Origin of the sequence: Pseudoalteromonas sp. 120-MNA-CIBAN-0494 (assembly GCF_040308885.1) — a bacterium.
Taxonomy (GTDB): Bacteria; Pseudomonadota; Gammaproteobacteria; order Enterobacterales; family Alteromonadaceae; genus Pseudoalteromonas; species Pseudoalteromonas nigrifaciens.
In genome coordinates this window covers 19,709-44,517 of sequence record NZ_JBEOOE010000015.1, presented here as the reverse complement: position 1 = coordinate 44,517, position 24,809 = coordinate 19,709, and the positions used below count along the sequence as shown (strand labels likewise).

The 24,809-nt window shown below is 39.8% G+C and carries 23 protein-coding genes and 1 pseudogene; 15 read left to right on the top strand and 9 right to left on the bottom strand.

The window, feature by feature from the left end; genetic code table 11:
* Positions 1 to 143: 143 nt before the first annotated feature.
* Positions 144 to 2,474 carry a penicillin acylase family protein gene (locus tag AAEY55_RS10925; protein WP_350551264.1) on the bottom strand — a complete coding sequence of 777 codons (2,331 nt, stop codon included), beginning with the start codon at positions 2,472 to 2,474 and terminating at the stop codon, positions 144 to 146.
* Between the two features lie 156 nt (positions 2,475 to 2,630).
* Here AAEY55_RS10925 and ycaO point away from each other — a divergent pair, with 156 nt between their 5' ends.
* Positions 2,631 to 4,391 carry a 30S ribosomal protein S12 methylthiotransferase accessory factor YcaO gene (gene ycaO, locus AAEY55_RS10920; protein ID WP_086997093.1) on the top strand — a complete coding sequence of 587 codons (1,761 nt, stop codon included), beginning with the start codon at positions 2,631 to 2,633 and terminating at the stop codon, positions 4,389 to 4,391.
* Between the two features lie 69 nt (positions 4,392 to 4,460).
* On the opposite strand, the gene AAEY55_RS10915 is transcribed toward ycaO, so the two are convergent.
* A complete protein-coding gene (locus AAEY55_RS10915; RefSeq protein WP_350551261.1) occupies positions 4,461 to 5,702 on the bottom strand; it encodes a transposase in 1,242 nt (413 codons plus the stop codon).
* Between the two features lie 38 nt (positions 5,703 to 5,740).
* Between AAEY55_RS10915 and tnpA the strand changes: the two genes are divergently transcribed.
* From tnpA to folX, 7 genes and pseudogenes are all read left to right on the top strand, one after another.
* Positions 5,741 to 6,205, top strand: a complete 465-nt coding sequence (gene tnpA / locus AAEY55_RS10910) for an IS200/IS605 family transposase (RefSeq protein WP_350551295.1) — start codon at positions 5,741 to 5,743, stop codon at positions 6,203 to 6,205.
* Positions 6,201 to 6,560 (top strand): annotated as a pseudogene (locus AAEY55_RS10905) (response regulator); the annotation flags it as partial. The gene tnpA and the pseudogene AAEY55_RS10905, both read left to right, overlap by 5 nt.
* Before the next feature lie 41 nt (positions 6,561 to 6,601).
* On the top strand, positions 6,602 to 7,231 hold the full coding sequence (locus AAEY55_RS10900; protein ID WP_089367542.1) for a YceH family protein: 630 nt from the start codon (positions 6,602 to 6,604) through the stop codon (positions 7,229 to 7,231).
* A gap of 73 nt (positions 7,232 to 7,304) precedes the next feature.
* Entirely contained in the window at positions 7,305 to 8,141 is an 837-nt protein-coding gene (nadE, locus tag AAEY55_RS10895; protein ID WP_011326802.1) for an ammonia-dependent NAD(+) synthetase, read from the top strand.
* A gap of 123 nt (positions 8,142 to 8,264) precedes the next feature.
* On the top strand, positions 8,265 to 8,984 hold the full coding sequence (folM, locus tag AAEY55_RS10890; RefSeq protein WP_011326801.1) for a dihydromonapterin reductase: 720 nt from the start codon (positions 8,265 to 8,267) through the stop codon (positions 8,982 to 8,984).
* 26 nt (positions 8,985 to 9,010) lie between these two features.
* Positions 9,011 to 9,565 carry a GTP cyclohydrolase I FolE gene (gene folE / locus AAEY55_RS10885; RefSeq protein ID WP_058372272.1) on the top strand — a complete coding sequence of 185 codons (555 nt, stop codon included), beginning with the start codon at positions 9,011 to 9,013 and terminating at the stop codon, positions 9,563 to 9,565.
* 3 nt (positions 9,566 to 9,568) lie between these two features.
* A complete protein-coding gene (gene folX, locus AAEY55_RS10880) occupies positions 9,569 to 9,925 on the top strand; it encodes a dihydroneopterin triphosphate 2'-epimerase (protein ID WP_011326799.1) in 357 nt (118 codons plus the stop codon).
* 38 nt (positions 9,926 to 9,963) lie between these two features.
* On the opposite strand, the gene AAEY55_RS10875 is transcribed toward folX, so the two are convergent.
* The 4 genes from AAEY55_RS10875 to AAEY55_RS10860 form a co-directional block, all read right to left on the bottom strand.
* Entirely contained in the window at positions 9,964 to 10,398 is a 435-nt protein-coding gene (locus AAEY55_RS10875) for a YqaA family protein (RefSeq protein WP_089367541.1), read from the bottom strand.
* 82 nt (positions 10,399 to 10,480) lie between these two features.
* Positions 10,481 to 10,846: a DUF4870 domain-containing protein gene (locus tag AAEY55_RS10870; protein WP_086997064.1), complete on the bottom strand. Its 366-nt coding sequence runs from the start codon at positions 10,844 to 10,846 to the stop codon at positions 10,481 to 10,483.
* A 155-nt stretch (positions 10,847 to 11,001) separates the two neighbouring features.
* Positions 11,002 to 13,176: a S9 family peptidase gene (locus AAEY55_RS10865; protein WP_350551256.1), complete on the bottom strand. Its 2,175-nt coding sequence runs from the start codon at positions 13,174 to 13,176 to the stop codon at positions 11,002 to 11,004.
* Between the two features lie 78 nt (positions 13,177 to 13,254).
* On the bottom strand, positions 13,255 to 16,719 hold the full coding sequence (locus tag AAEY55_RS10860) for a S8 family serine peptidase (protein WP_089367539.1): 3,465 nt from the start codon (positions 16,717 to 16,719) through the stop codon (positions 13,255 to 13,257).
* A gap of 224 nt (positions 16,720 to 16,943) precedes the next feature.
* Here AAEY55_RS10860 and AAEY55_RS10855 point away from each other — a divergent pair, with 224 nt between their 5' ends.
* Positions 16,944 to 17,414 carry a DUF2721 domain-containing protein gene (locus AAEY55_RS10855; protein ID WP_011326794.1) on the top strand — a complete coding sequence of 157 codons (471 nt, stop codon included), beginning with the start codon at positions 16,944 to 16,946 and terminating at the stop codon, positions 17,412 to 17,414.
* A 94-nt stretch (positions 17,415 to 17,508) separates the two neighbouring features.
* Entirely contained in the window at positions 17,509 to 17,961 is a 453-nt protein-coding gene (locus tag AAEY55_RS10850) for a cytochrome c (protein WP_011326793.1), read from the top strand.
* 64 nt (positions 17,962 to 18,025) lie between these two features.
* Here AAEY55_RS10850 and AAEY55_RS10845 read toward each other — a convergent pair whose 3' ends face one another.
* Positions 18,026 to 18,685, bottom strand: a complete 660-nt coding sequence (locus AAEY55_RS10845) for a cytochrome b/b6 domain-containing protein (protein WP_089367538.1) — start codon at positions 18,683 to 18,685, stop codon at positions 18,026 to 18,028.
* Between the two features lie 130 nt (positions 18,686 to 18,815).
* Between AAEY55_RS10845 and AAEY55_RS10840 the strand changes: the two genes are divergently transcribed.
* The 3 genes from AAEY55_RS10840 (at position 18,816) to AAEY55_RS10830 (ending at position 20,399) form a co-directional block, all read left to right on the top strand.
* Positions 18,816 to 19,520 (top strand): AzlC family ABC transporter permease, encoded by a 705-nt coding sequence (locus AAEY55_RS10840; RefSeq protein ID WP_089367537.1) that lies wholly within the window; start codon positions 18,816 to 18,818, stop codon positions 19,518 to 19,520.
* Positions 19,517 to 19,816, top strand: a complete 300-nt coding sequence (locus AAEY55_RS10835; protein ID WP_041454306.1) for an AzlD domain-containing protein — start codon at positions 19,517 to 19,519, stop codon at positions 19,814 to 19,816. Before AAEY55_RS10840 ends, AAEY55_RS10835 begins: the two co-directional genes overlap by 4 nt.
* A gap of 91 nt (positions 19,817 to 19,907) precedes the next feature.
* The gene (locus AAEY55_RS10830) at positions 19,908 to 20,399 is read left to right on the top strand and encodes a glutathione peroxidase (protein ID WP_089367536.1); all 492 of its coding nucleotides are present in this window, start codon (positions 19,908 to 19,910) and stop codon (positions 20,397 to 20,399) included.
* A gap of 126 nt (positions 20,400 to 20,525) precedes the next feature.
* Here AAEY55_RS10830 and AAEY55_RS10825 read toward each other — a convergent pair whose 3' ends face one another.
* Positions 20,526 to 20,711, bottom strand: coding sequence for a PA3496 family putative envelope integrity protein (locus AAEY55_RS10825; RefSeq protein ID WP_007579801.1), 186 nt, complete (start codon positions 20,709 to 20,711; stop codon positions 20,526 to 20,528).
* 388 nt (positions 20,712 to 21,099) lie between these two features.
* Here AAEY55_RS10825 and AAEY55_RS10820 point away from each other — a divergent pair, with 388 nt between their 5' ends.
* The gene (locus tag AAEY55_RS10820; RefSeq protein ID WP_089367535.1) at positions 21,100 to 21,894 is read left to right on the top strand and encodes a YggN family protein; all 795 of its coding nucleotides are present in this window, start codon (positions 21,100 to 21,102) and stop codon (positions 21,892 to 21,894) included.
* Between the two features lie 121 nt (positions 21,895 to 22,015).
* On the opposite strand, the gene AAEY55_RS10815 is transcribed toward AAEY55_RS10820, so the two are convergent.
* Entirely contained in the window at positions 22,016 to 23,461 is a 1,446-nt protein-coding gene (locus AAEY55_RS10815) for a PLP-dependent aminotransferase family protein (protein WP_225740906.1), read from the bottom strand.
* A gap of 101 nt (positions 23,462 to 23,562) precedes the next feature.
* On the opposite strand from AAEY55_RS10815, the gene AAEY55_RS10810 reads away from it, so the two are divergent.
* The gene (locus AAEY55_RS10810; RefSeq protein ID WP_350551251.1) at positions 23,563 to 24,492 is read left to right on the top strand and encodes an EamA family transporter; all 930 of its coding nucleotides are present in this window, start codon (positions 23,563 to 23,565) and stop codon (positions 24,490 to 24,492) included.
* Positions 24,493 to 24,809 lie beyond the last annotated feature (317 nt).

The window sequence follows — 24,809 nt, the reverse complement described above, 5'->3', positions numbered from 1 at the left end:
GCTCACTTATATTTATAATTAATTATCGTCTATTTATGAAGAATAATTACACGACATAGACCCTGCCTTACCTAAAAACCAAACATACGGCTGTAAATTTAATCTCGAAAGATAAACAAGCTCTAGCTTAGTTCACTAAACAGCTACTTGCCTTTTGGCGATATTATTATTTGATGTACTAGCGCTTGTGGTAATAATGGCGTGTTTTCTGCATTAATATATTGACTAAAACCGGCACGATAAAAGTTTGATAACGGGTGCCCAGACTGCCCGCCAGGTACGGTTAAAATGGCGTTTTCTAAATGTCCTGGCTGTACAATAAAGCGCTGTGAAGCACCAAAGCTACGCCCCTGCACTGCTGGCATGTAACTATCACCAAACCCTGGCGTTTTTGGCATATTTAAAAAGCGGGCAAGTATTGGTACTTGTTTAGCAAACGGATGCTCTATAACCAGCTCGTTTACTTTGCCCCACTGCCAGCCTTGAATGTTATTACCGTATTGCGTACTGAGTTTAGCAATAGTTTGACTAAATGCCCCCTGCAGCTGCTGCTCCCAAGTTGAAAATTGTGGATTGAGCCAACTGCTTGGTTGCGCGTTAATAAGCTGCCAAACTGCCGGTTCTAAGTCACGCCTTACGTAGCTCAACGTGCCATTTTTCTCACTTAAGCTTTGCTGCAACGTACTAAAGGTAATATTAATCACTTCATCGCGATAATGCTTTACCAAGGTATAACCTACTGAGCTTGCACACGCGCACTGCTGCCAGTTTTCAACAGCGCTAATATACGCGGCGTTATTACCTTCATCGGCTTTGAGTTGCTTGAGCAATAAAGCGTGCCAAGGAATTAAAAATCGTGCTTGGTTATCAAGCTGTAATTGATAAAAATCATCTTCAACAAATTTTTGTTTTTCAAACAAGCGGTCGCGCACTTGTGTTGCACGCGCGCCAAGTGAATAGCCGCCGTTACCAAAGCGCTCGTTATCTTGGGCACTTACGACCCGTGAGTTTGCAGTCCATATTCGTCCACTTACTGGGTTTTTAACCACGGGGCGCTGCGCTTCATTTTGCAACCAAAGCGGCGAGTAATCAGTACTTTTCACACTAAGCTCGCTGGGTGTTTTACGCCCAGGAATTCCCCCCATTAACTTCCATGCGGCACTGCCTTGGCTATCAACTACAATTAAATTTTGTACCGGAATACCTACATCGCTGGCTATAGCTAGGGCATCATCAACTTCAGTTGCCTGTTCGAGCTGTAATAATTGCATGTTAACCGCATAACTTTGATGCGCCGCCCAGCTCAGTGCATAAGCTTGCCCGTTAATATATTTTACCGGACCATATTCGCTCAGGGTAAGTGTGTAAGTTTCGGCTTCATTATTCGGTAATGCAATTTGCTCATCTACTTGCCACGTTTTATCGTTACTTGTAAGCGCAACCCAATCCGCGGTATCAATATAACCATTGGTAAACCCCCATGCGATATGATTATTAGTGCCCACTACAATAGCTGGCGCACCCGGTAGCGACACGCCTGTAACTTGGGTTTTTACATTATTATGTACATAATTTAATTGCGCTTTGTACCAAATAACAGGCACCGCCATTGCTAGGTGCATGTCATCAGAGAGCATAGCAGCTCCGGTTGTAGTTAATGCGCCGGTAACTGCCCAGTTATTACTGCCGCGCTCTTGGCTTGCTGCAAAAGAATTAAATACATACATTGCTGATGATGATTGCACAGTGGATGATTGCTGCGTTTGTTGCTTGGGTATTGGTAGCTTAGGTATGCCTGCGCTGTAGGGTGCTAATTGGCTGCCATCAAGCGCAGCTTGGTATTGACTAGGTTGCGTTAAAAATTTGAGCATATGTTTGCCGTATTGCTGCTCAATTTGAATTAATGCTTGGTCGCGCTCAAAGGTGGCACTTTGTAAATCAAGATACATACTAAAAATTATTAATAGGCTATCTTCGCTTTGCCATGGTTTTTGCTGTACACCAGTGAGTAAGTATTCAAAGCTTGAGTAACCTATTTGCGCTAATCCTTCGTTAACCCCTTGAGCGTAGCTTTTAAGCAATTGCTTATCCGACTTAGGAAGGTTTTTTAAAATAACTTGGCTGCGTTTACGCAATTGATGAAAACGCATTTTTTTATCTAGTGCTAGCGCCGCCTTACCAAAAATTTCGCTCAACTCACCGGCGGCATTACGCCTCAGTAAGTCCATTTGAAAAAACCGGTCTTGCCCATGCGCATACCCCAAACCATAAGCGGCATCGTTGTGGCTTTGTGCTTTGATAACAGCTTGACCAAGTACGTCGCGCGAAATAATGACCGGCTCATTAATCGCTTCGCTATGACCTTTGCCGTCAAGCGCTGGTAAACTCAAACTAAGTACACCATAAACAACCGCAGTACCGGCCAGCCCTAAAACCACTACTAACAGCAGCAAGCGCTTGATTACTTTAAACATCCAGCTATCCTTTAAAAATTCTAATAAAGTATTATTAACATATATTTACTATCCTTCTATTAAAAAGTCATATTCTGCGGCGCAAAGGATGAAATAAACCTCAAAATCCACGATAATAGCTAATCCACATATTGTGCAGCCCTAGTTGAGATGAGTATGACTGATAAAACATTTATAAAAGGTAAAGACCGCGATTTAGAATCGTCGATCTCTACTATGCAAAATAAGCTAAAAGCCCTTAATATTAATATTGAGGAAGCGTTATGGCTTAACCCTGTAGCTAACTGTTATTCGGTACATATTCGTGACCAAGACTGTGGCGTAATGTTTACCAATGGTAAAGGCGCAAACGACAAAGCATCGTTAGCTTCGGCATTAGGCGAATACTTTGAACGCTTAAGCTGTAACTACTTTTTTGCTGACTTTTATTTAGGTGAAGAATTTGCCCATGCAGAGTTTACCCATTACCCAACCGAAAAGTGGTTTACAGTAACAAACGATGAAGTGCCTGAGGGCATTATGGATGAAAGCTTATGGGACTACTTTGACCCAGAGCGCGAACTTAATGCATCGCACCTTTTCGATTTTAACTCTGGTAATGTTAAGCGTGGTATTTGTACTGTGCCATACACCCGCCAAAGCGATAACCAAGATGTGTATATTCCGGTTAACGTTATTGGTAATATTTTTGTATCTAACGGTATGAGTGCCGGCAATACTAAATTTGAAGCACGCGTACAAGGCTTATCCGAAGTATTTGAACGCGCTATAAAAAGCCGCATTATTACTGAGGGCTTGTGTCTGCCTATCGTGCCTGAAGAAGTAGTTAAGCTGTACCCTAAAATTCATGAAGCGTGTGAAGAGTTACGCAGCCATGGTTTTCATTTACGTATTGCCGATGCCTCTCTAGGCGGTAAATACCCAGTAATGAGCGTTACCCTTATTCACCCAGCTGATGGCTCTGTATTTGCTTCTTTTGGTGCTCACCCATCATTTGAAGTGGCACTTGAGCGTACCGTAACAGAACTATTACAAGGTCGTCGTTTAGATCAACTTGATGTGTTTCAACCTGCTACTTTTGATAATGATGAAGTTGCCTCTCCAGAAAACACTGAACTGCACTTTATTGATTCTAGCGGCTTAATTTCTCATGACTTTTTCCGCGCAAAAGCCGACTTTGACTTTGTGCATTGGGACTTTAGCGGCACAACTGAGCAAGAATATAACTTTTGTACCGACTTAATCCATAGCATGGGGCATGATATTTACATCATGGATTACACTCACTTAAACGTATATGCATGTCGTATTTTAGTCCCTGGTATGTCAGACATTTACCCAGTTGATGAACTAATTTGGCGTAACAACAACGAAGGCGCTAAGTTCCGCGAAACATTTTTATCACTTGATCAGTACGACGTTGAGCAATGGATGGAAATTTATGACTCACTAGAGGAAGCGGGCCATAGCGATATCATTCGCGCTGCCGAGTTTATTGGTTTAGTAACCGACCCTGATACATCTTGGGATACGCTGCGTATTGGTGAACTAAAAGCGCACCTTTGCCTAGCCGCAGGTAACGAAGAAGCCATTGATTGGGTTGACTGGATATTACATACCGGGCAAGTAAACGAAGATGCAATGCGTCACTTTCGCTGTTTAAAAGCTATTTTAGAAATAAAATACGATGACGAACGCGAATATGCAGACTATCAAGATGCATTAGGCTTAATGTTTGGTACTGCCAATGTAACGCTAGCAATTGAAATAGCCGAAGGTCGTAAATTATTTAACGGTTTAACCTTCCCAGGCTTATCGCTTACTGGCTTTACAAAGCATGCCGCATTACTTGATGGTTATCGCAAACTCCATGTAGCTAAACAGCAGCATTGGGCACGCGAGGTTAGCGACTCGTAATTTAGTTAAACTATTAATTGTGAACTACCCACCGACGCCACTACGTGTCGATCAATGGGCTTCTACAGTCTAGCTTATGAATGCTAGGCTGCTTCTTTTTTTCTCAGATCCAACAGCAAACTTCGATAGCTCGAAGACTTTCATTTTATTAGCTGCTTTCCGCTGAAAAGTGGGATTAACCCTTCCGACGATTCCAGCCGCTATTAAGTCTAACTCACCTGTGTTCGCTATGCTTTTAGCCGCTGAAAGGTCCCGATTTTGATGCACTCCGCAAGCCACACAAATGAAATGTCTATCGTTCAATGTTAAAACATGGTGCTGGCCGCATTCTGCGCAAATCCCAGTCGATTTTTCAAATCGACCAATTTCATGATAGAGCTTGCCTTCAAGCTCAGCCTTGTATTTTGAAAGCTGAGTTATCAGAGCCATCACATTGTCAGCTACCATACTGCCATTGAATTTTTGCATCGCTTTTACGTTTAAATCTTCAAACACTAAAATGTCATTTTCATTGGTTATCTGTCGTGAGATTTGGTGTGCAAAGTCGAGCCTTTGCCTTGAGATCTTACCGTGTAATTTATTGATGCGTTGTCTTGTTTTGTGCCAGCGATTTGAGCCTTTATTTCGGCGGGCAAGCTGACGTTGCAATTGATTTAATTTGGCTTTTGATTGCGTTAAAAACTTTGGATTGTCGGCCACGTAGCCGTTCGAGCCAACTACCGTTTGCTTTGAGTTAATGTCAAAACCTGTGATTGTTTTTAAAACGCGAAGCGCTGTTTTGCACTCCACTTCTTGAGTAATACTGCATTCCCATTTACCGTGGCGAAACTGAACAGTTACCGTTTTGATTTTGCTAGCCAGTTCGCGATGTAAAATGATAGGCACTTTACCAACTTTTGGAATACTGATAGTGCCATCTTCAATACGGATGCAATTAGAATTGTTTACCGCTCGAAATGAATCGTTGTGAAGTTTTTTCTTTTTGTATGAGATTTTATGCTTTGGAAAGCGCTGCAAACGGCCTTTCGAGATTGCGTTCTTTAACGCTGTTTCTAAGTCGCGAGCAACTTGCTGAGCTGCTGCCGAGTCAAAAGACTTAATCCACGTAAACTCTTCAAAAGGCTTTATTTCCTTAAGAAGCGAGGCCATATCATTGTAGAACAAGAATGTTTTATCGAACTCATATCGACGCATATTTTCAGACAGTAATAAGTTCCAAATACCACGCGCAGTCGCGCCAAACTCTATGAGTTTAGCTTCTTGTTCTGGTGTAGGATTCAGTCTGTAATTGTATCTAAGCGTCTTTTTCATACACTGTATAGACTACTGTATATGAAAGGGTTGTCAAGATCGAATATGAAACTAAATCACACTGCAAATATCTAATAGCGTTACATTTAATCTTAGTTGTGAAATATAGAAGGCAATTGCTACAAGGTAACTTAGGTGAATTTGTAAAACAAAAAATTTCTGAAATTGCAGAGCGCTCAGAATTTAATATTGAAGAGATCGAGGTAGACAAAGATCATATACACATATTGCTTACGATTTCCCCGACCATTTGTGTTGCGAGTTATGTTCGTAGAATTAAACAATCAACGACACAAAGCCTATGGTCGAGATTTAAGTGGTTGAAAAAGCAATTCTGGATTGAGAAAACCTTTTGGTCTGACGGGTATTTTGTTTGCTCAGTAGGAAATGCTTCTGCTGATACAATTCGAAAATACATTCAAAAATCAGGGCTAGTTATTCCGATTCATCCCATCGACGCCGCTTCGCGTCGATCAATGGGTTTTCTCGGAAGGATTCGATAAAATTAACCAAGTTGTTGCTGGGGCTTTATTAAAACAAGCCGGTATTTCATTTGATATTGCTGAAAACGGATGTGAGGCGATAAAGCAACTAAATGAGCAACCCGCTAATACTTACCAGTTAATTTTAATGGACTGCCAAATGCCTGAAATGGACGGCTACCAAGCAACTAAAGCGATTAGAAATGGCGACTCGGGTAAGCATTATCAAAACATAACTATTATTGCTTTAACTGCCAATGCAATGCAGGGAGACAAAGAAAAGTGCTTAGCAGCGGGTATGAATGATTACTTAAGTAAGCCACTCGATTTTAGTGCACTGCACCCTAAACTTCAGCAATGGCTTGGCACTCAATAAAAGTGTAAGCTAATCATATAGTTTATTAGTTGAGATGAGTTATGCAATTATCAGCAAATCAACAGCGTATTATTGGCTGTTTACTAGAAAAGCAAAGTACAACTCCCGAACACTACCCTTTGTCGTTAAATGCGCTAACTAATGCGTGTAATCAAAAATCAAATCGTGCACCGGTTTTAAACTTAACCGACAGCGAAGTGCAAATTGCACTCGATGAATTAATAAATGCCCGACTGGTTACCATTGATGAAGGGCTTTCTGGGCGAGTAAATAAATACGACCACCGTTTTTGTAACACCGAGTTTAGTAGCTTAAAATTTAGTGCGCAGCAGCGCGCAATTATTTGCTTGTTACTGTTACGGGGTGCACAAACTCCCGGAGAATTAAAAACGCGATGCGCACGATTAGCAAATTTTAATAGTGTAGATGACGTTGAGCTTGCACTTAATAAATTAATTGAAAATGACATAATAACCAAACTCGCGCGCGAATCGGGTAAACGTGACTGTCGTTATATGCATTTGCTTGGCGAGCAGCCAATAAGTGAAATAACACGCCCTGCAGAGCAAACGACTGATGAGTTAAAAAGTGAAGAACTCAATGAGTTACTCGCCGAAGTAGACGAGTTAAAAACCGAGTTACAAAAAATTAAAGCTCACTTAGGGCTTTAATTTGTTAGCCCTAAATCACATAATACAAGTGCTCTGCTGAGCGAAATAATTATTTAACCCTAAGGAGTTGGCCATGCGCGCCGAGATTATGGCTGCAATGAAAGTGCAGCCAGTTATTGATGTAAATGCTGAAATTAGCCGTCGTGTTAACTTTATTAAAGCCCGCTTAATAGCAGCCCATGCAACGTCTTTGGTATTAGGTATTAGTGGTGGAGTCGACTCTTCAGTGTGCGGTCGTTTATGCCAACTTGCTGTTAATGAACTTAACCAAGAGCAAAGCACTACTGATTATAAATTTGTTGCGGTACGCTTACCTTACGGTGTGCAAGCCGACGAAAATGAAGCGCAACTAGCGGTTGATTTTATTCAACCTAGCAGCCGCATGACGGTAAATATTAAGCCCGCAACCGATGCGCTACACGAACAAACAATGGCGGCTATTGTTGGTAACGGTGAATCACTCCCTGAGCAAGAAAAAATTGATTTTATTAAGGGTAATGTTAAAGCCCGTCAACGCATGATTGCACAATACGAAATTGCTGCATTTTGCCAAGGTTTAGTAGTTGGCACCGATCACAGTGCCGAGAATATTACCGGCTTTTATACCAAGTTTGGTGATGGCGCTTGTGACCTTGCACCGCTTTTTGGCTTATCTAAACGCCAAGTGCGCGCTTTAGGTAGTACATTAGGTGCTTCGTCTGTATTAGTTAATAAAGCACCTACCGCAGATTTAGAAAGTGATCGCCCAGGACTTACCGACGAAGAAGCGTTAGGTTTAAGTTATGAGCAAATTGATGACTTTTTAGAAGGTAAACCGGTTACGCAACAGGTTGAACAAACACTTAGCGCTATTTATCAGCGTACGCAACATAAGCGTCAACCAGTGCCAACTATATACGATGAGCTTTAATACAGTAATTATCGTACGATACCTTAGTAATTTGACTGATCGACCGCTTAAAGTATTACGTAAGATTTTAATTAAATTGGTATTAACGCTGATCCCCTGCCAAAAGAGAGCTTTGTAGTATATATGACACCACCGATTTTAATTACAGGTGCTGGGCAACGCATTGGCCTTGCTTTAGCTAAACATTTTATTGCACAAGGGCAGCCGATAATTATTACCTATCGTACTCGCCACGCTGCAGTTGATTTACTGGAGCAGCAGGGCGCTGTATGCATTTATGCAGACTTTAGTACTGATGATGGTATTAGCACTTTTATTAAAGCACTTAAAGAGCATACCAACTCACTACGCGCTATTTTGCATAATGCTTCCAGTTGGGACTGCGAAGCTAATAACGCCAACTTTGCGCAACTGTTTGACAATATGATGCGAATTCATGCAAAAACACCTTATTTAATTAATTTACTGTGTGCAGAGTTATTACTAAATTATCAAACTGAGATGAATACTCCCGCAGATATTATTCATCTTACCGATTACGTAGTAGAAACAGGTAGCCCAAAACATGTCGCTTATGCAGCAAGTAAAGCAGCGCTTGATAACTTAACTAAGTCGTTCAGCGCCAAGTACGCACCTAATATTAAAGTAAATTCGGTTGCACCATCGTTAATTATTTTTAATGAGCATGATGATGAACAATATCGTGCTAAAACGCTGAAAAAGTCATTAATGGGTATCGAACCAGGATGCCAAGAAATAATCAATAGTATTGATTTACTATTACATAGCCACTACATCACAGGCCGCGCTATACCTGTAGATGGTGGTCGGCATTTAAAGTAAACCAAACTAAATTAACTGAGAAATTTATGCATAACGAATTAAAACAAAGCTATGAAAATATTATTACCGCTGTAGGGGAAGATCCTAACAGAGAAGGCTTACTCGACACGCCAAAACGTGCTGCTAAAGCAATGGAATACCTAACTCAAGGGTATCGTCAAACATTAGAAGAAATTACTAATAACGCCGTATTTACCTCAGATGCAGACGACATGGTATTAGTACAAGACATAGAGCTTTATTCTATGTGTGAGCATCATTTATTACCTTTTACTGGCCGTTGTCATATTGCTTATATTCCCAATGGTAAAGTATTGGGACTGTCTAAGTTTGCCCGTATTGTTGACATGTTTGCCCGTCGTTTTCAAATTCAAGAGCAACTAACTCATCAAATTGCTAAAGCCGTTGAAGAAGTAACGGGTGCAACCGGGGTTGGCGTAATTGTTGAAGCCAAACATATGTGTATGATGATGCGCGGCGTAGAAAAGCAAAACTCAAGTATGCGTACCTCTGTAATGCTGGGTAACTTTAGAGCCGATCCAAAAACACGTAATGAGTTTTTGCAGCTAATAAAAGGCTAACTTATGGCTAATGCAATTATTAACGTAACCAATTTACGACTGCGTACTTTTATTGGCTTTAACCAAGAAGAGCGCGAGAAAAAGCAGGATGTAGTGATTAACTTAGAAATTCATTACCCTGCACACGACGCCTGTAAAACCGATGAAGTAGATCAAGCACTAAACTACAAAGTAATTACCAAAGAAGTAATCACTTTAGTAGAACAAGGCGACTTTTTATTACTCGAAAAACTGGTTGCTGAAATTCTTGCTGTTTGTCATTCACACCCAAGTGTTCATTATGCTAAGGCTCGCGTAGATAAACCGCATGCATTACGCTTTGCCGATTCTGTGTCTTTGACGTTAGATTGGGCTAAATAATACGTGTGGATCAATTGATTTAGAATAAATAAGAAAGCTTAAATAAGCTTTTCGACACCTAAGGTAAGGGCGATAACGGCTAAGTAGCGTGCCCCCTTACCTAGTGTTACCAACAATAAAAACGTACTAAAACGCACTTTAAATATTCCCCCTATTACGGTAAGCGGATCGCCAACTATAGGTAGCCAGGCAAATAATAAACTATATACACCGTATTTATTAAACTGCTTTTGTGCTTTTTCAAGCCCCTGCTCTGACACTGGAAACCAGCTTTTATCTTTAAAGCGCAGTACTTGAGTACCCAACCAGTAATTAACGCAGCTCCCTAATACATTGCCCAAAGTGGCAGCTAGCCATAACAACAATAAATTTACTTTACCTTGGGTCATCATAGCTACCATTACCACCTCTGACGAGCTGGGCAATAAAGTAGCCGATATAAAAGCGCTAAAAAATAGCGTGAGATAAAGCATAGTATCCTTAACAATAGGAAGTAAATAAAAAAAAACCCAGCAAAAGCTGGGTTTAAAATACGCTATTAACAAACCGACATTGCTATTTTATCAAATTTAAACTCAACGGGTAGTCAAACTCTTTACCATCATTGGCTTTAACCGCGGCAATAACCACCATTACAAACGAAAATATAGCGACTATTGGCAGTAAAATTACACCAATAACAACAAACATTAAAAGAAAACACACAAAGTAAGCAATCATCATAGTGATTTGAAAGTTGAGTGCTTTTTTGCCATGAACATCAACAATCGGCATGTCATCTTTTTTTATTAACCACACAATTAACGGCCCAATTACAGAGCCTAATGGCACAATAAATCCAGACAAGGCACTTAAATGACAAAGCATTGCCCATGTGCGGTCATCTTTTTTGACGGGTTCCAGCTGTTGCTCATCATGCATAACGCTATCCTTATATTTACTATTTTTGCGTGAGTGTAAGTGTGTATTTCATAACTATAACTCAGTTTATAAACTTATTTAGCTAACTTAGTAATAAATTAAGGCATCACTTTTAAATGATGCCTTTAGCTTATTACTCAATGGTTGTACTTTGCTTACTCTTTAATACCCATTAAATCGAGCATAAATGCATAGTTTAGCGCGGTATCTTCTAAGCGCTTAAAGCGCCCTGATGCACCGCCATGCCCTGCTTCCATATCAATTTTAAACAGTAACTTATTGTCATCTGTTTTATAGTCACGCAGCTTAGCAACCCACTTTGCTGGCTCAAAATACTGTACTTGCGAGTCGTGCAGACCCGTAGTTACTAGCATATTAGGGTACGCTTGCTTAGACACTTGATCGTACGGTGAGTAAGATAGCATGTACTCATAGTATTCTTTTTCATTTGGGTTTCCCCACTCACCATATTCGTTAGTTGTTAGTGGAATACTTTCATCAAGCATGGTTGTAACCACATCCACAAAAGGTACTGCGGCAACCATACCTTTGTAAAGTTCAGGAGCTTGGTTTGCTACTGCGCCCATTAATAAGCCACCAGCGCTACCGCCTTGGGCAAATATTTTGTCTTTAGCGCCATACTTTTGCTCTACCAGTGCTTTAGTCACATCTATAAAGTCATTAAACGTATTCTTTTTAGTAAGTAATTTACCATCGTCATACCAAGGACGACCTAACATTTGCGAGCCTCGAACATGGGCAATAGAAAACACAAAACCACGATCAAGCAAACTTAAACGCGCGCTTGAAAAAGTTGGATCCATAGTGGCGCCATACGAGCCATAACCATATTGTAGCAATGGGTTCGTCGCATCTTTTTTAAATTTATCTTTACGGTAAACTAAGCTTACGGGTACTTTTACACCATCGCGGGCGTTAATAAATATACGTTCAGATGCGTAATTATCAACATTAAAGTTGCCTAGCACAGCTTGTTGTTTTAAAAGCGTTTTATCCGTTGTTTTTAGGTTTATATCGTAAGATGAACCCGGCGTGGTCATGCTCGTATAGTAAACACGTAACTTATTGCTGTTTATATCGTTATTACCATAAGCACTAATAGTGTAGGCACTGTCGTTAAAAGATAATAACTGCTCTTGATTAGTGCTTAAATTGCGTATTATTTGTCGCGATTGCCCCATTTCACGCTGTTGGTAAACCAAATAGTCATTAAATAACTCTATCCCTTCTAGCTTTATATCATCACGTGCTGGGATCAGCGTTTGCCAGTTTGCTTGATCATGTGCTTTATTAATAGCGACTTTCATTAGCTGAAAATTAACCGCATTTAAATTAGTGACAATATAATAACTCTCACCTAATTTAGAAATACTATACTCAAGATTCGCTTGGCGTTTAATTAAGCGTTGAGGCATTGCTTTAACGTTATTTGCGCTAAGCACCGACATACCTGATGCAGTGCTACTACTGTGCCAAATATAAATTTCAGTACCGTCTTTGCTTTTACTTAACCCTGTGTAATAGCTTGAGTCTGTTTCTTCGTAAACTAGTTCGTCATTGGCCTGCGGCGTACCTAAAGTATGGCGATAAACCTGGTAGCCTAACAAAGTCTGTAAGTCTTTTTTAATGTAATACAGTGTTTTGTTATCGTTTGCCCAAACAAGGTTACCACTTGTGCCTTCAAGCGTATCTTGGAGTAGCCTCCCGGTGCTTAAATCTTTAATTTTAACGGTATAAATACGTCTACTGAGAGTATCTTCACCGTAAGCCATTAAGTTACCGTTTGGACTCACATCTAAACCACTTACAGCATAATAGTCATGAGCCTTAGCAAGTTCATTTACATCTAAAATAACCTGTTGGTTAGTTCCTGAAAAGTCACTGCTACGCACATAAGTAGTGTACTCGTTATTGCCACGAGTTTGCGACGAGTAATAATAATCACCTTTTTTTATCGGTACTGAATCGTCATCTTTTTGAATACGCCCTTTAAGCTCGGCAAAAAGTTTAGCTTGCTGCGCTTGAGTATGAGCAAGCATGGTATTTGTATAGCTATTTTCAGCCTCAAGGTAACTAATAACATCGGCTGCTTTGCGTTCATCGTCACGCAGCCAATAGTAATTATCAATGCGGGTATCGCCATGAATAGTCATGGCGTGCGGTACTTTTTTAGCTATAGGTGCAACAACTTGAGGTAACTGCTCTGCTGTAGTACTTATAACGTTTGTTTGGACTGCTTCGGGCGCCTGATTGCAGCCACTTAAAATAGCTAAAGATGATATAGCTAGAACACAAGGGATATGTTTCATAAGATAAAGCCTTTACTTTAGTGAAGCTAAATAAAAAGGGAGCCGAAGCTCCCTCTAAGTAACAATTAAGTTATAAGCTTACTTTTGCTTACGACGACGCATAAATGCAAGCGGCGCAGTAAGTAATAACCAAGCTAATGAACCCGAAGATTTTTTCTCTGGCTCTGGTGTTACAACAACCGGTGGTGGTACTACTTTAGTAATACTAACCGTAACCATTGCAGGCTCTGATACATTACCACGCGTATCAATTGCCACTACTTGTATCTGGGCTGAAGAATCACCTGTCAGTAAAGCTGTGTTAGTAACAACAACTTGACCATCGGCATCAACACCCAAACCTTGGTGAGTATTTGACTGAACAAAGTACTCTGAAATAGCTAAATCAAACTCAGACTCTGTTACTGTTAAAGCACCTACAACGGTACCGTTTGCTGCATCTTCAGAAACAGTAAATTCACCACCAACAAGCGCTGGCGCTGAAACATCTGGAACCTCTAAATCAGCAGCTGCCATCACTTTAACAACATCTAAGCCTGAAGCCTGTGTTAGCGCAAATGGACCACTTGCTGTAACAACTGCTTTTTCACCTGGTTTAAGTGTTGTAACTGCTTCACCTGTTTCAAGCGAGGTAAATGCTACTTGAGGTTGCATACCAAATACAGTTGAACCTGTAACACTATCAGTTTCAGTAAATACACCACTTTGATATGCAGCATAACCCACAGATGCTTTAAAGTTCATCTGCTCGCCTAGTAGTGTCCCATCTATATTAAGTAGTTCAGAACAACCAGAGAAGGTAATGGTGTCCTCTCCCGCAGAGTGATAAAGCGGAGTACCCCACGCCCATGAATCATTACCCGCGCCATCTGTCTCACCAATTAGCGTACGGCTACGCCCAGGGAACGCTGTATCGCGGCCACGGTCGTTTAAGTTTGTCATAAACTGATCTGCTACACCGTCATTATCGGTATCAATTTCTAATCTGTAACCCGCTTGGAAGGTATGCGTTAGTGGGTCACGTAGTTGAATCGATGAGGTAACAAATATGCCTGAGTCACAAAACTCTGCATTAAACGCCGAGAAAGTAGTTGCTAGAATATTAAATTCAGCTTCTGCAAATGTTTTCTCAACACCCACTGCAACAATGCTTTCTGCTTGTGGCATAATTTCAGTTTGACCACTATTTGTAACAACAAGAGCCATTTCACTATCGACGATTTGCGATGAAACGCTTAGCTCAGTAGCAGCTTTAGGCATTGCATGATAAACAAGGTGTAAATCATGGTCAGTATCTGTGCTGGCATCATCAAACACCAAAGCACCATCAAACTCTACTGAGGTTAATGCTGCACTTCTTGCTGCAACTTCCTCTGCGCTAAATGGGTTATTTAGATTCCACTCTGGTAACTTAGCTGGATCAACGGTTAATACTACGTCAAAATTAATAGCTTGGCCTGCAGGAACAGTAATTGATGCAGGGAAATCCCAACTAATAGCCGCAGTATCTATATCGCTCTGGTAACGCGCTTCTGTACGTAAGTTATAAGTTTTAGCGTCAGCTGAGAAGTTCTTAACTGTTACCGTTTTAGTTAACGATGCAGTTTCTGTCATGCTTTCTAAGCCAAATGAAAGCGCTGCTTGCTTGGTATTAAACTTAGCGTTATTTACCCATGCAGCAACCGGTAAATTAACCGCTTTAGCTACATTAACTAAACCTGCGCCAATCATACTAATAGGTGCTAATTCTGAAGCAGGATTAATTGCTAACGGCTCGTTTGTTACATTTAAATTAGCCGCATTCATTATTGTTGCTTTAATTTCAAAGGCATTACGATCTGGATGTGCTTCACGAATCATCGCAACAGCACCAGCAGTAATTGGACCTGAAAAAGATGTACCTGAAACTGGGTTAGTACCAGTTTGAGTACCTGCTGCTGCAACATCAATACTAGTACCTGGTGCGGTAATTTCTGGTTTTAATAAACCATCCATTGAAGGACCACGAGATGAGAACGTAGCTACAGCGCCAGATGTAGTTTTAATGTCAATGCTAATATCAAATGTTGCCGGACCACCTGCTGCTAACTGTGCTTTTAAAGCCGCACCTGCAGCAAAATTAATGCCTACGTTTTTAATTGTTACAGCAGCATCAAAACCACCCATAGGAGCTGGTGTACCATCATCAGTATTGTTTGCAATCATCACAAACTCTGCACCATTTATTTGTGCGTTTAATACTTTGTCGGTAAATGCACAAGCACCACGGTCTATTAATACAGCTTTACCGGTAAAATCAACATCGGCGGCAAACGCAACACAACCATTTTGGTTAGCGTCTGGATAAACTAACTCAATGTCTGCACCTGTAATTGTATAAGCTTCTTGTGGACCAAAGCTTGATGGCTGAATATCACCTTCAACACCAGCAATAGTGCCTGTAGCAACACCTATTTCAGTTGTAGGGTGTGTCATTGCACCTACAGATAAGGCATTAGGTGTAGTACTTGGGCCGCCTATACGGAATGGGTTATCACCATCGTTACCCGCAGAAATAACCATATTAACGCCTAATTCAACAGCACGCTGAATTAAGTATTGTGTACCGCCGCCAGTATATGTGTCGCCAAACTCGCCACCAAGAGACATATTCATTACATCTACACGGTCAGAAATATCACCATCGCCATTAGGATCCATTGCGGCTTCTAGTGCTGCAGCCTGTGCGGCACTTGGACAACCGCCACCACATACAGAGTAAACATAAAGTTCAACGTCTGGCGCAATACCATTTACTGAGTTTGAAGATGAAGTACCATGGTTTGTTGGAGCCCCTGTTGCTGGAGAATTAGCAGGATCGTTCTCTATCGGATCAGCGTCTTCATTAATAAAGTCGTAACCACCTTTAACAACACCTTGAGGCCAAGCCACTGTAGTAGGATCGGCTTGCGCCGCTAAATATGCTTCAACTGTACCTGCCCCACCAAATGCTTGGTGAGTGTAATCAATACCTGTATCTAATACCGCAACACGCTGACCTTTACCGCTTGCAATACCGTCTACAATAAGTGGTTTTGCATTAATATAGTCAGAGCTTGCTGCAACATGCAGTTCGCTATCGAACATAGGTAATACTTTTGCTACTCGTGAATCTTTAGCAATTTTAGCAAGTGCTTCAGCCGAAGCTTGAACGATTAACGTAGGTGCTAATATTTTGGTTTTACCAATTATTTTCGCATCAAAATCTAAGCTATTTAACTCAAGAGTCATAGTGTCTTGAAGTTGCTCTATGTTAGCTGTAATTTCACGATTATTTGATTGCTGGTAAGTACCTGCAACATAGGCGTCTACTGATGTTGTAGCGCGTAATACAATCATATGTGCCGATGGTTCTTTTTTATCTGCAACTTGTTCTTTTACTGCTTCAGCTTTTTGATAAGTAATATTAGCCGTAGGTAAGTTACTTGCACTTGCAAGTGTTGCAATAAATGCGCTTGAGACAGCAGTGGCAATTGCTGTTTTCTTTATTATATTTTTAGACATCATTTCCCCTAGGATAGGTTATGTATTATTGTATTTACTATATTCAACCATGGGCTTAAATATAAAACTTAAACCCATACGTGAGCAACACCTTAGTTACATTTAAGTTACAAGCAACACATAAAAACAGAGAAAACACTAGCAACAAACTGATTCCAAAGGGAAAAGAAAGAAATTAAGTTTGTGAATGATTGTAAACAACCAACACTTATTTTGAGATGTAAATGGATAACGAAGTAATTAATATTTTAAGCATGGCCAAAGTGATTCAAACCGCGGTTGCTCCCGTCTTTTTAATTACAGGTATTGCTGCCACTTTAGGGGTTTTATCAAACCGTTTAGCGCGTATAACAGATAGAGCTCGTTTGCTTGAACGTAGACTAAAAGTAAGCACTGATGATGACTTTAATCTGTCGTTAACCACCGAGCTAAGAGCGCTGCTAAAGCGCTCTCGTTGTATACACCTTGCATTTAGCTTGAGTGTGTTAAGTGCATTGTTGGTTTGTGCGGTTGTTATGTTATTATTTTTATCGCATATTCAATCAGTTAACTTAGGCGTAACGATAGGTAGCTGTTTTGTAGCTGCTATGGCTTTGCTTATATTTGCTTTTATGTCGCTACTTTGCGAAGTGTTTTTAGCCACTCGCAGTATGCGCCGTGGCATGATATTCGCCGACGTCGATATTAACGATTAAGCCTCAAGCAAACCAAACTATCGCTTTCACTTGAATAAAAGTGGCAGCTAAGATACAAAGATAGAATTAGAAACTTTTACTAGGGATAAGTTTAATGAAATTGAAGCAAGTATTTATCGGGGCATTATTATCAACATGCGCACTTAGCGTATCAGCAAATTCTGCATTTAAAGAGCCAAGCGACGCTATTGAATATCGTCAAGCTGCATTTTCTATGCTCTCAGTACAAATTAGTGACATGGGCGCTATGCTTAAAGGCAAAATTCCTTTTGATGCAGATAAATTTAAAGCACGTGCAAATAACGCAGCTGCACTGGCAAAAATGCCATGGGAAGCGTTTTACGAAGGTACTGATAAGGGTGATACTGCTGCACTTGCCGCTGTTTGGGCTGAAAACGACACTTTTATGAAAAAAGCAACTGCATTTCAGCAATACGCAGATGAACTTGCTGTAGCTGCACAGTCTGGCGATAAAGCTGTTATTGGTAAAGCGTTTGGCGCATGGGCCAAAGGCTGTAAAGATTGCCACACGCAATTTAAAGACTAAGTTTTTAAATAATAAAGGCGCCTATTTAATTCATAATCGGATTTAAATAGGCACCTTTTTATTTTCAACCCAAGTTAAGTAAATAACTAAGTGGCTCACTGCCCCAAGTTGTCATAAGCACTACAAGCAATATTAAAAATACGACCCAAGCTAACCAAGGTGCTTTTGTAAGTATTGCTGGCTTTTCATTTGGCTGTTGTTTCGTTCCGGTGATCATCGCTTTCACTAAAGGCTTGCCTTTAATCTTATAAATTACAATTGCTAAAACATGCAAACCTATCGCATAAAGTAAAATATCAAAGTTTAAACTATGTAACCAATTAGCAAAATCAACTGTACTGCTCGACACGTACTGCGCTAAAGGCCCATCAGTTAAAATACCATCACTACTCATTAAGCCACTAACAAGCTGAGTAATAATAAGTATAAAAAACAACAACACCATATAACTACCTGGCGCAGAATGCCCAAGCGGAGTTTTATTAGTTTTAAGTGAGGTTATTACCGCTTGCGGGGAGTGTATTAACGCGCTTAACTTAGCTGTTTTACTGCCTATAACCCCCCATATTAATCGCGTTAAAATAAGTGCTAAGGTAAAAAAGCCAGCAATAAAGTGCAGTTCAATCATACCTTCTTCAATACTAAAATAGAGCACAGCAATACTAAACACTAATAACCAGTGAAAGCTTCTGACAAAGCCATCCCATACTTTTACTTTAAACATTAGTTATCTCGCTAATTAAGTTATTGTTTCATTATTTCAAACTTTGTTTAGATTTGCATTAAACCTATTATTTAAAGCATGCTTTATGGCACACTTAAGCAATTAATTTTACTGGCTAATATTTCTGCAAATGAACAGACCATCGCGTGCAATTTTAAAAGGTTTTGTTGACATGTTACCGCTTTGTTTGGCGGTGATCCCTTGGGGAATACTCTGTGGCTCACTGGCTATTCAAAATGGTTTTACTGCCCTTGAAACTCAAGCGATGTCTTTATTAGTGTTTGCGGGCTCTGCGCAGCTTGTCGCTATTGAGTTAATTGCGGGAAATACGCCACTACTCACCATTTTGTTTACTACCTTTATAATTAGCTCTCGGCATTTTTTATATGGCTTAGCGGTACGTCATAAAGTAATTGATCAACCTTTGAGCTGGCGTCTACCTGTAAGCTTTGTATTGACCGATGAGTTGTTTGCATTTTCGCACCACCCTAAAGCCTATCGTACAAAAATACGTTTAATTTACGCACTTAGCGCCGGTTTTAGCTTTTATATTGCATGGAATTTATGGACATTTATAGGCATTGTTGCTGGTACTATGCTCCCCGATTTAACCCATTTGGGCCTCGACTTTGCTATAGCCGCTACATTTATAGCTTTAGTTATTCCGGGTGTTAAAAGCCTCGCCTCACTCGTTACAGTTATAGTCGCAGGCATTAGCGCTACACTGTTTAAAAGTACCGGATTTGAGTTATGGCTGGTGAGCTCTGCATTACTGGCCATGAGCGCAGGATACTTTACAGCAAGAATAACTGCTAAAAAGGAGCGCAACTTATGATGACCACTATTTTACTAATGGCCTGTATTACCTTTTTTACCCGTTACTTATTTTTGCACCGCGCTTTACCCTTTAAAGTTGGGCCTAAAATGCAACAATTTTTAAGTTTTAGTGCACCAGCGGTACTTACGGCTATTTGGGTACCTATTGTATTTTTAAACGATGATGGCATTAATTTAAATTGGCAAAACCCTTATTTAAGTGCGGCTATAGTAGCTATTATTGTGGCTTATAAAACCCATAATATTTACTACACTACGATTGCGGGTATGGGATTATTTTTAATTTTAAATTAAAAAATAGTCTTAATATATACAACAACCATATTAAGCAATGTACTTAAAAGAGTAAATTGAGCATCAACAAAGATAAGGTAAAGCATAAATAATGCACAAGTTTCATCAGTTAAGCGCCACCAGTTTGCAAGGTAACACCATTAATTTTAGCGAGTTTGCTGGTAAAGTCGTGCTTATTGTAAACACGGCAAGCAAGTGTGGTTTTACCTACCAATACGAGTCACTACAGGCTTTGCATAATAAATATGCTAGCCAAGGCTTAGTAATTTTAGGATTTCCGTGTAATCAGTTTAATCAGCAAGAACCCGGAGATGCACAGCAGATAGAGCAAGGATGTTTAATAAACTACGGGGTTAATTTTTTAATGGCCGCTAAAGTAGAGGTAAACGGAGAGCATGCTCATTCGGTATTTCGTTATTTGAAATCGACACAACCTGGCTTTTTAACTCGCAAAATAAAGTGGAACTTTACTAAGTTTTTAATCGCAGCAGACGGCTCACCAATTAAACGCTATGCACCCTTTACCAAGCCAGAAAAGCTAGAGCTCACCATTCAAAAAGCACTGCAACAAAGTAATAAGTAACGCCGCTCAAAAGTAATAAAGAGGCACACGGCCTCTTTATTGCCAATCTAATCAAAATTTAAACATACATAAATGCGTACATTTAGAGTCTAATTCACATTGGTACTTTAGTTATACTAGCGCAATTTAATCGGTGTAATCGCTTAAATCGTCTTCGCCTAGGTTTTTACGCAAGCGCTTTTGCTCAAGGTAGTCTTCCAACTTTTTCTTAACCTTTTGCTTGTTCTTATCGTGCTGATTACGCCCGAGCATTTCGTACTCGTCTTCAACAAAATCGTCATCTAGCGCATCGTAACTAAATGTCTTACCCACAACCCACTCCATAAAGTGTTTGAGACCAACCAAGGATTTTATAATCGCAATAATTGGTAAAATTAAAATGTTCGACACATAAAGTGCAATGCAGTTTAGCGCCAAAATAAAGCCATGTAGCTATCTTAAATAGCCTCCATGTCAATACTGTGAATAAATAGCGCTAAATTCGCTTTATGGAAAGTGAGAGTTTTTTATCGTATCGATAAATAAAATTAATTACTGCTCTAGCTTTAGCCAATTTGACTAAAAAATAGTTTTTTTATAATAAACCTTTGCTATAGACAATACTAAAAATAAAACCAACCTATTGTTTAATATAATAAAAAAACATTGGCACTAAACTTGTTATTACTTATTTATCATCAATAAAAAACTGAGAATAAATATGAAAAAATTACTATTAATGAGCACTTTAATATGTGCACCTGCCGTTGTGGCACATAATGATAACGATTCAACAGTGTCATTTAATAATGAGCAATGTAATGTAGAATTTAAAAATGATGTACGTATTAAGCCTGACGAACTAGAGATTTTTACCGCCAATAAGCAAACTATGCAATTTAATACCAATGGCAATTTAACCATTAATGGTGAATCGGTAGCGCTTAATCATTCCCAGCAAAAGGCGCTAACTCAATATTCAGATAGTTTACGCACGCAATTACCCGAAGTAGCAAATATAGCCTTAGAAGGCGTTAAAATTGCAGGTGTTGCACTGCAAGAAGTTGCTAATGCTTTTAATATTGATGGCCTCGATAATATCTCATCGTTAATGGACGACATTAAACTTGAAGTACAAAATACTTTTTATCAACAAGATACCTTTGTTATGGGCCAGCAAAGCTTTAACCAATTTGGTGAAAACTTTGAGCAGCAGTTTGAACAACAAATAGAGACCGCTGTTGAGTCTGCTGTAATGCAATCTATGGGGAGTATTTTAGTTGCTTTAGGTTCTGAATTACTTGGCTCAGGAGGCGACATGCAAGCCTTTGAACAACGTATGGAAAATATGGGTACGCAAATAGAAGAAAAAGTAGAGCAGCATGCCGATGCGCTCGAAAAACGTGCCAATGCCTTATGCGAAAATTTTGCCAATATAGCTAAACAAGAAGAACAGCTAGTAGTACAAGTACCTGAACTTAAAGGTTACCAATTATTTAGCTTTAAACAAAACTAGTTTACAAACTTCACTTAGGTAATTATTTAACATCCCTTTGCAGCCGTTACGCTTAACTTAACGGCTGTTTTTTATTGTGCCGAAAAACTTGTTACAAGCTGTTGATCCCCTTTAAATTAGGCTACTTTTTTGCTAGTAAGGTAAGTTTACCTAGTGTGACAATTGCTTGCTCTATTTGCTCACCCCACTGCACACCATAGCTTAGCCTTATACAGCTTTTGTATTTATTTGAAGCTGAAAATATCAACCCTGGAGTAATGCTTATACCTACCTCAAGCGCTAACGAAAATAGCTTTTGGCTATCATACTCGCAGCCTAAGTCTAACCAAATAACACAGCCACCTTGTGGATCGCTGATCCGTGTACCTTTTGGCATGGCTTGCTGTAAGCAACGTCGCATATGCTCTTTATTCGTACGTAAACGCTGCCTAAGTACTTTTAAATTACGATCGTATTCACCGCTAAAAACAAATTCTGATAACGTCCATTGATTAATTAGTGAGGTAGAACAACTCAATGCTCTTTTATAACGCCTAGCTTGCCCTGCAAATTTCCCCGCAATAAGCCAACCAACACGATAACTAGGGGCAGCCGTTTTAGAAAAAGACGAACAACTTAGCACCAAGCCTTTTTTGGAATACGCTATAGCAGGTGTACCTCGTTTGGGTGTAAAGTATAGGTCGCCATATACGTCATCTTCAATGAGCACTACGTTATGGCTTTCAACTAATTCCACCAGCTGTTCTCGATTTTTATCTGGCATAAAACTACCAACCGGATTACTAATAGCCGTAGAAAATAAGCACGCTTTAATATCGTGCTCATTAAGCGCCTGCGCTAAATCGTTTAGCCAAATACCATTATCTGGGCATAAAGGTATTTCAAGTGCTTTAAGGCCTAAACTTTCTATTAACTCTATAATTCCGTGATAGCAAGGGCTCTCTATGGCCACTACATCACCGGGCTTAGTTACGCATTTGAGTGCAATTGCCAGTGCTTCTTGCGCACCATTAGTGATCACCATTTCATCCATATTAATGCCAATGCCAAAGTCTAAATAGCGATGAATAAGTTGCTTTTTTAACGGTGCATAACCATCCAGTGGCCCGTAATTAATAGCACTACTACCGGCAAGCGTCATTACTCGGCGCATATTTCTGGCTAAGGCTTTATCGGTTGGTGCTGCAGCAACCGGGTTAGCCACTCCAAAAGGCACCACATGGGCCTGATGAATGGCTGTGTATACCTGCTCAATCAGCGCCTGCTTGTTAACAATCACGGGCTCGCGGCTCAGCTTAACTCGTTTTGGTAAGCTGCTTGCCATGTTAACGGCTTTTAAAAAGTAGCCTGACTTTTCGCGTGCCTCTATAACCCCTTGATCCTCTAGCGCTTGATAGGCCTGCTTTACCGTAGGAATACTTATATTAAGGTTGCTAGCCATTTTACGTAAAGACGGCAGTTTTTCTGAGGGCAATAAAGCCTGTTGAGCACTCATATCCCTGATCAGTTGAATAACTTGCTGGTACAAAAACTCATGACCTTGATGGCTAACCGCTTTTAAAATCATTACACCCTCAATCTGTATAGGTTACATATTCCATTTTCTGTATATGGTAAGTATACAGATAAGCTTTAAAATAGCAGCTTAATCGACTTTGGAGAGCAGTATTGAAAAGTGCAGCGCTATATATAACAACTGTTTTAATTTGGGGCTCAACCTGGTTGGCCATAGAGTTTCAGCTAGGCGATATTGCTGTTGAACTATCGCTATTTTATCGTTTTGCAATCGCGGCATTATTAATGTGGTTATATGTGGCATACAAAAAACCTAAAATGCGATTTAATTTAGTCGATCATGGTTTTTTCGTATTATTGGCCCTGTTTAACTTTGGCCTAAATTACTTAATGCTTTACTGGGCACAAAATCACCTTAGCTCTGCAATGACCTCGATTGCTTTTTCAATGCTATTAGTAATGAATATAGTTAATACCCGATTATTTTTTGGCAAACCTATTTCAAAACGAATTTATTCCGGTGCTGTACTTGCCATTTTAGGTATCACCTGCTTGTTTTGGCCACAATTACAGCAACTCAACTTGAGTAACAGTGCATTCGTCGGGTTACTACTTGCTCTTGGAGGCACCTTTGTGGCTTCATTAGGAAACATGGTAAGTGTACGTAATTCACGCAAACAAATTGGTGTGTTACAAGGTAATGCTTGGGGCATGTTATACAGTGCCATTGGCTTAGCCTTATATGTATTTATAAGCGACGTGCAATTTAATTTCACTGCACCTACTAGCTATTGGCTGTCGTTATTGTACTTATCTATTTTTGGCACTGTAATCGCCTTTGCTTGTTACTTTGCACTGTTAAAAAATATTGGCCCCGAAAAAGCCAGCTATGTCATCGTACTGTTTCCTTTAGTTGCGGTAACACTAAGCAGCTTTTATGAAGGCTTTGAATGGCATGCAAATACCTTTGCAGGGTTTAGCTTAGTACTACTTGGTAACGCCATAGTGCTTACCCCAACAAAACGAATTAATGCCTTTTTAGCAAACAGAGCGGTTGCTAGAAGAGGCTCTGTCCCCAGTTAGACGCGTTATTAACGCAACTAACGCAAAAGCGCCTACTGTAAAGTAGGCGCTTTTTTATTGGTTAATATAAAAACAGCTGCCAAGTGTTCGTTATAACTCCTAGTAATACTAACTTTATTAAAAACACCATTTTGCTAAAAAGCTAAGTAATTCACCCATGCAATGCAAATATAAAGTGCATTACACAAACTTTTTTTAGAACTTTACTGGAATTTTTTTAACGCTCATAAAGTTAATTTTATAAACACTAATTAAACAGCATAAAAATCATTTAATTAAAATAATTTAATCTGAATAAATAACCAAAAAAGAATGCT

Bases quoted from the DNA above. Each gene is read 5' to 3' on its own strand.
- AAEY55_RS10875 (WP_089367541.1), bottom strand. From the start codon at position 10,398: ATGCTTTATCTCACGCTATTTTTTAGCGCTTTTATATCGGCTACTTTA.
- AAEY55_RS10835 (WP_041454306.1), top strand. From the start codon at position 19,517: ATGATGACCACTATTTTACTAATGGCCTGTATTACCTTTTTTACCCGT.
- AAEY55_RS10870 (WP_086997064.1), bottom strand. From the start codon at position 10,846: ATGCATGATGAGCAACAGCTGGAACCCGTCAAAAAAGATGACCGCACA.
- ycaO (WP_086997093.1), top strand. From the start codon at position 2,631: ATGACTGATAAAACATTTATAAAAGGTAAAGACCGCGATTTAGAATCG.
- AAEY55_RS10820 (WP_089367535.1), top strand. From the start codon at position 21,100: ATGAAAAAATTACTATTAATGAGCACTTTAATATGTGCACCTGCCGTT.
- folE (WP_058372272.1), top strand. From the start codon at position 9,011: ATGCATAACGAATTAAAACAAAGCTATGAAAATATTATTACCGCTGTA.
- AAEY55_RS10855 (WP_011326794.1), top strand. From the start codon at position 16,944: ATGGATAACGAAGTAATTAATATTTTAAGCATGGCCAAAGTGATTCAA.
- AAEY55_RS10865 (WP_350551256.1), bottom strand. From the start codon at position 13,176: ATGAAACATATCCCTTGTGTTCTAGCTATATCATCTTTAGCTATTTTA.
- AAEY55_RS10830 (WP_089367536.1), top strand. From the start codon at position 19,908: ATGCACAAGTTTCATCAGTTAAGCGCCACCAGTTTGCAAGGTAACACC.
- AAEY55_RS10850 (WP_011326793.1), top strand. From the start codon at position 17,509: ATGAAATTGAAGCAAGTATTTATCGGGGCATTATTATCAACATGCGCA.
- AAEY55_RS10845 (WP_089367538.1), bottom strand. From the start codon at position 18,685: ATGTTTAAAGTAAAAGTATGGGATGGCTTTGTCAGAAGCTTTCACTGG.
- AAEY55_RS10815 (WP_225740906.1), bottom strand. From the start codon at position 23,461: ATGATTTTAAAAGCGGTTAGCCATCAAGGTCATGAGTTTTTGTACCAG.
- AAEY55_RS10840 (WP_089367537.1), top strand. From the start codon at position 18,816: ATGAACAGACCATCGCGTGCAATTTTAAAAGGTTTTGTTGACATGTTA.
- AAEY55_RS10900 (WP_089367542.1), top strand. From the start codon at position 6,602: ATGCAATTATCAGCAAATCAACAGCGTATTATTGGCTGTTTACTAGAA.
- AAEY55_RS10915 (WP_350551261.1), bottom strand. From the start codon at position 5,702: ATGAAAAAGACGCTTAGATACAATTACAGACTGAATCCTACACCAGAA.
- nadE (WP_011326802.1), top strand. From the start codon at position 7,305: ATGCGCGCCGAGATTATGGCTGCAATGAAAGTGCAGCCAGTTATTGAT.
- AAEY55_RS10925 (WP_350551264.1), bottom strand. From the start codon at position 2,474: ATGTTTAAAGTAATCAAGCGCTTGCTGCTGTTAGTAGTGGTTTTAGGG.
- folX (WP_011326799.1), top strand. From the start codon at position 9,569: ATGGCTAATGCAATTATTAACGTAACCAATTTACGACTGCGTACTTTT.
- AAEY55_RS10860 (WP_089367539.1), bottom strand. From the start codon at position 16,719: ATGTCTAAAAATATAATAAAGAAAACAGCAATTGCCACTGCTGTCTCA.
- folM (WP_011326801.1), top strand. From the start codon at position 8,265: ATGACACCACCGATTTTAATTACAGGTGCTGGGCAACGCATTGGCCTT.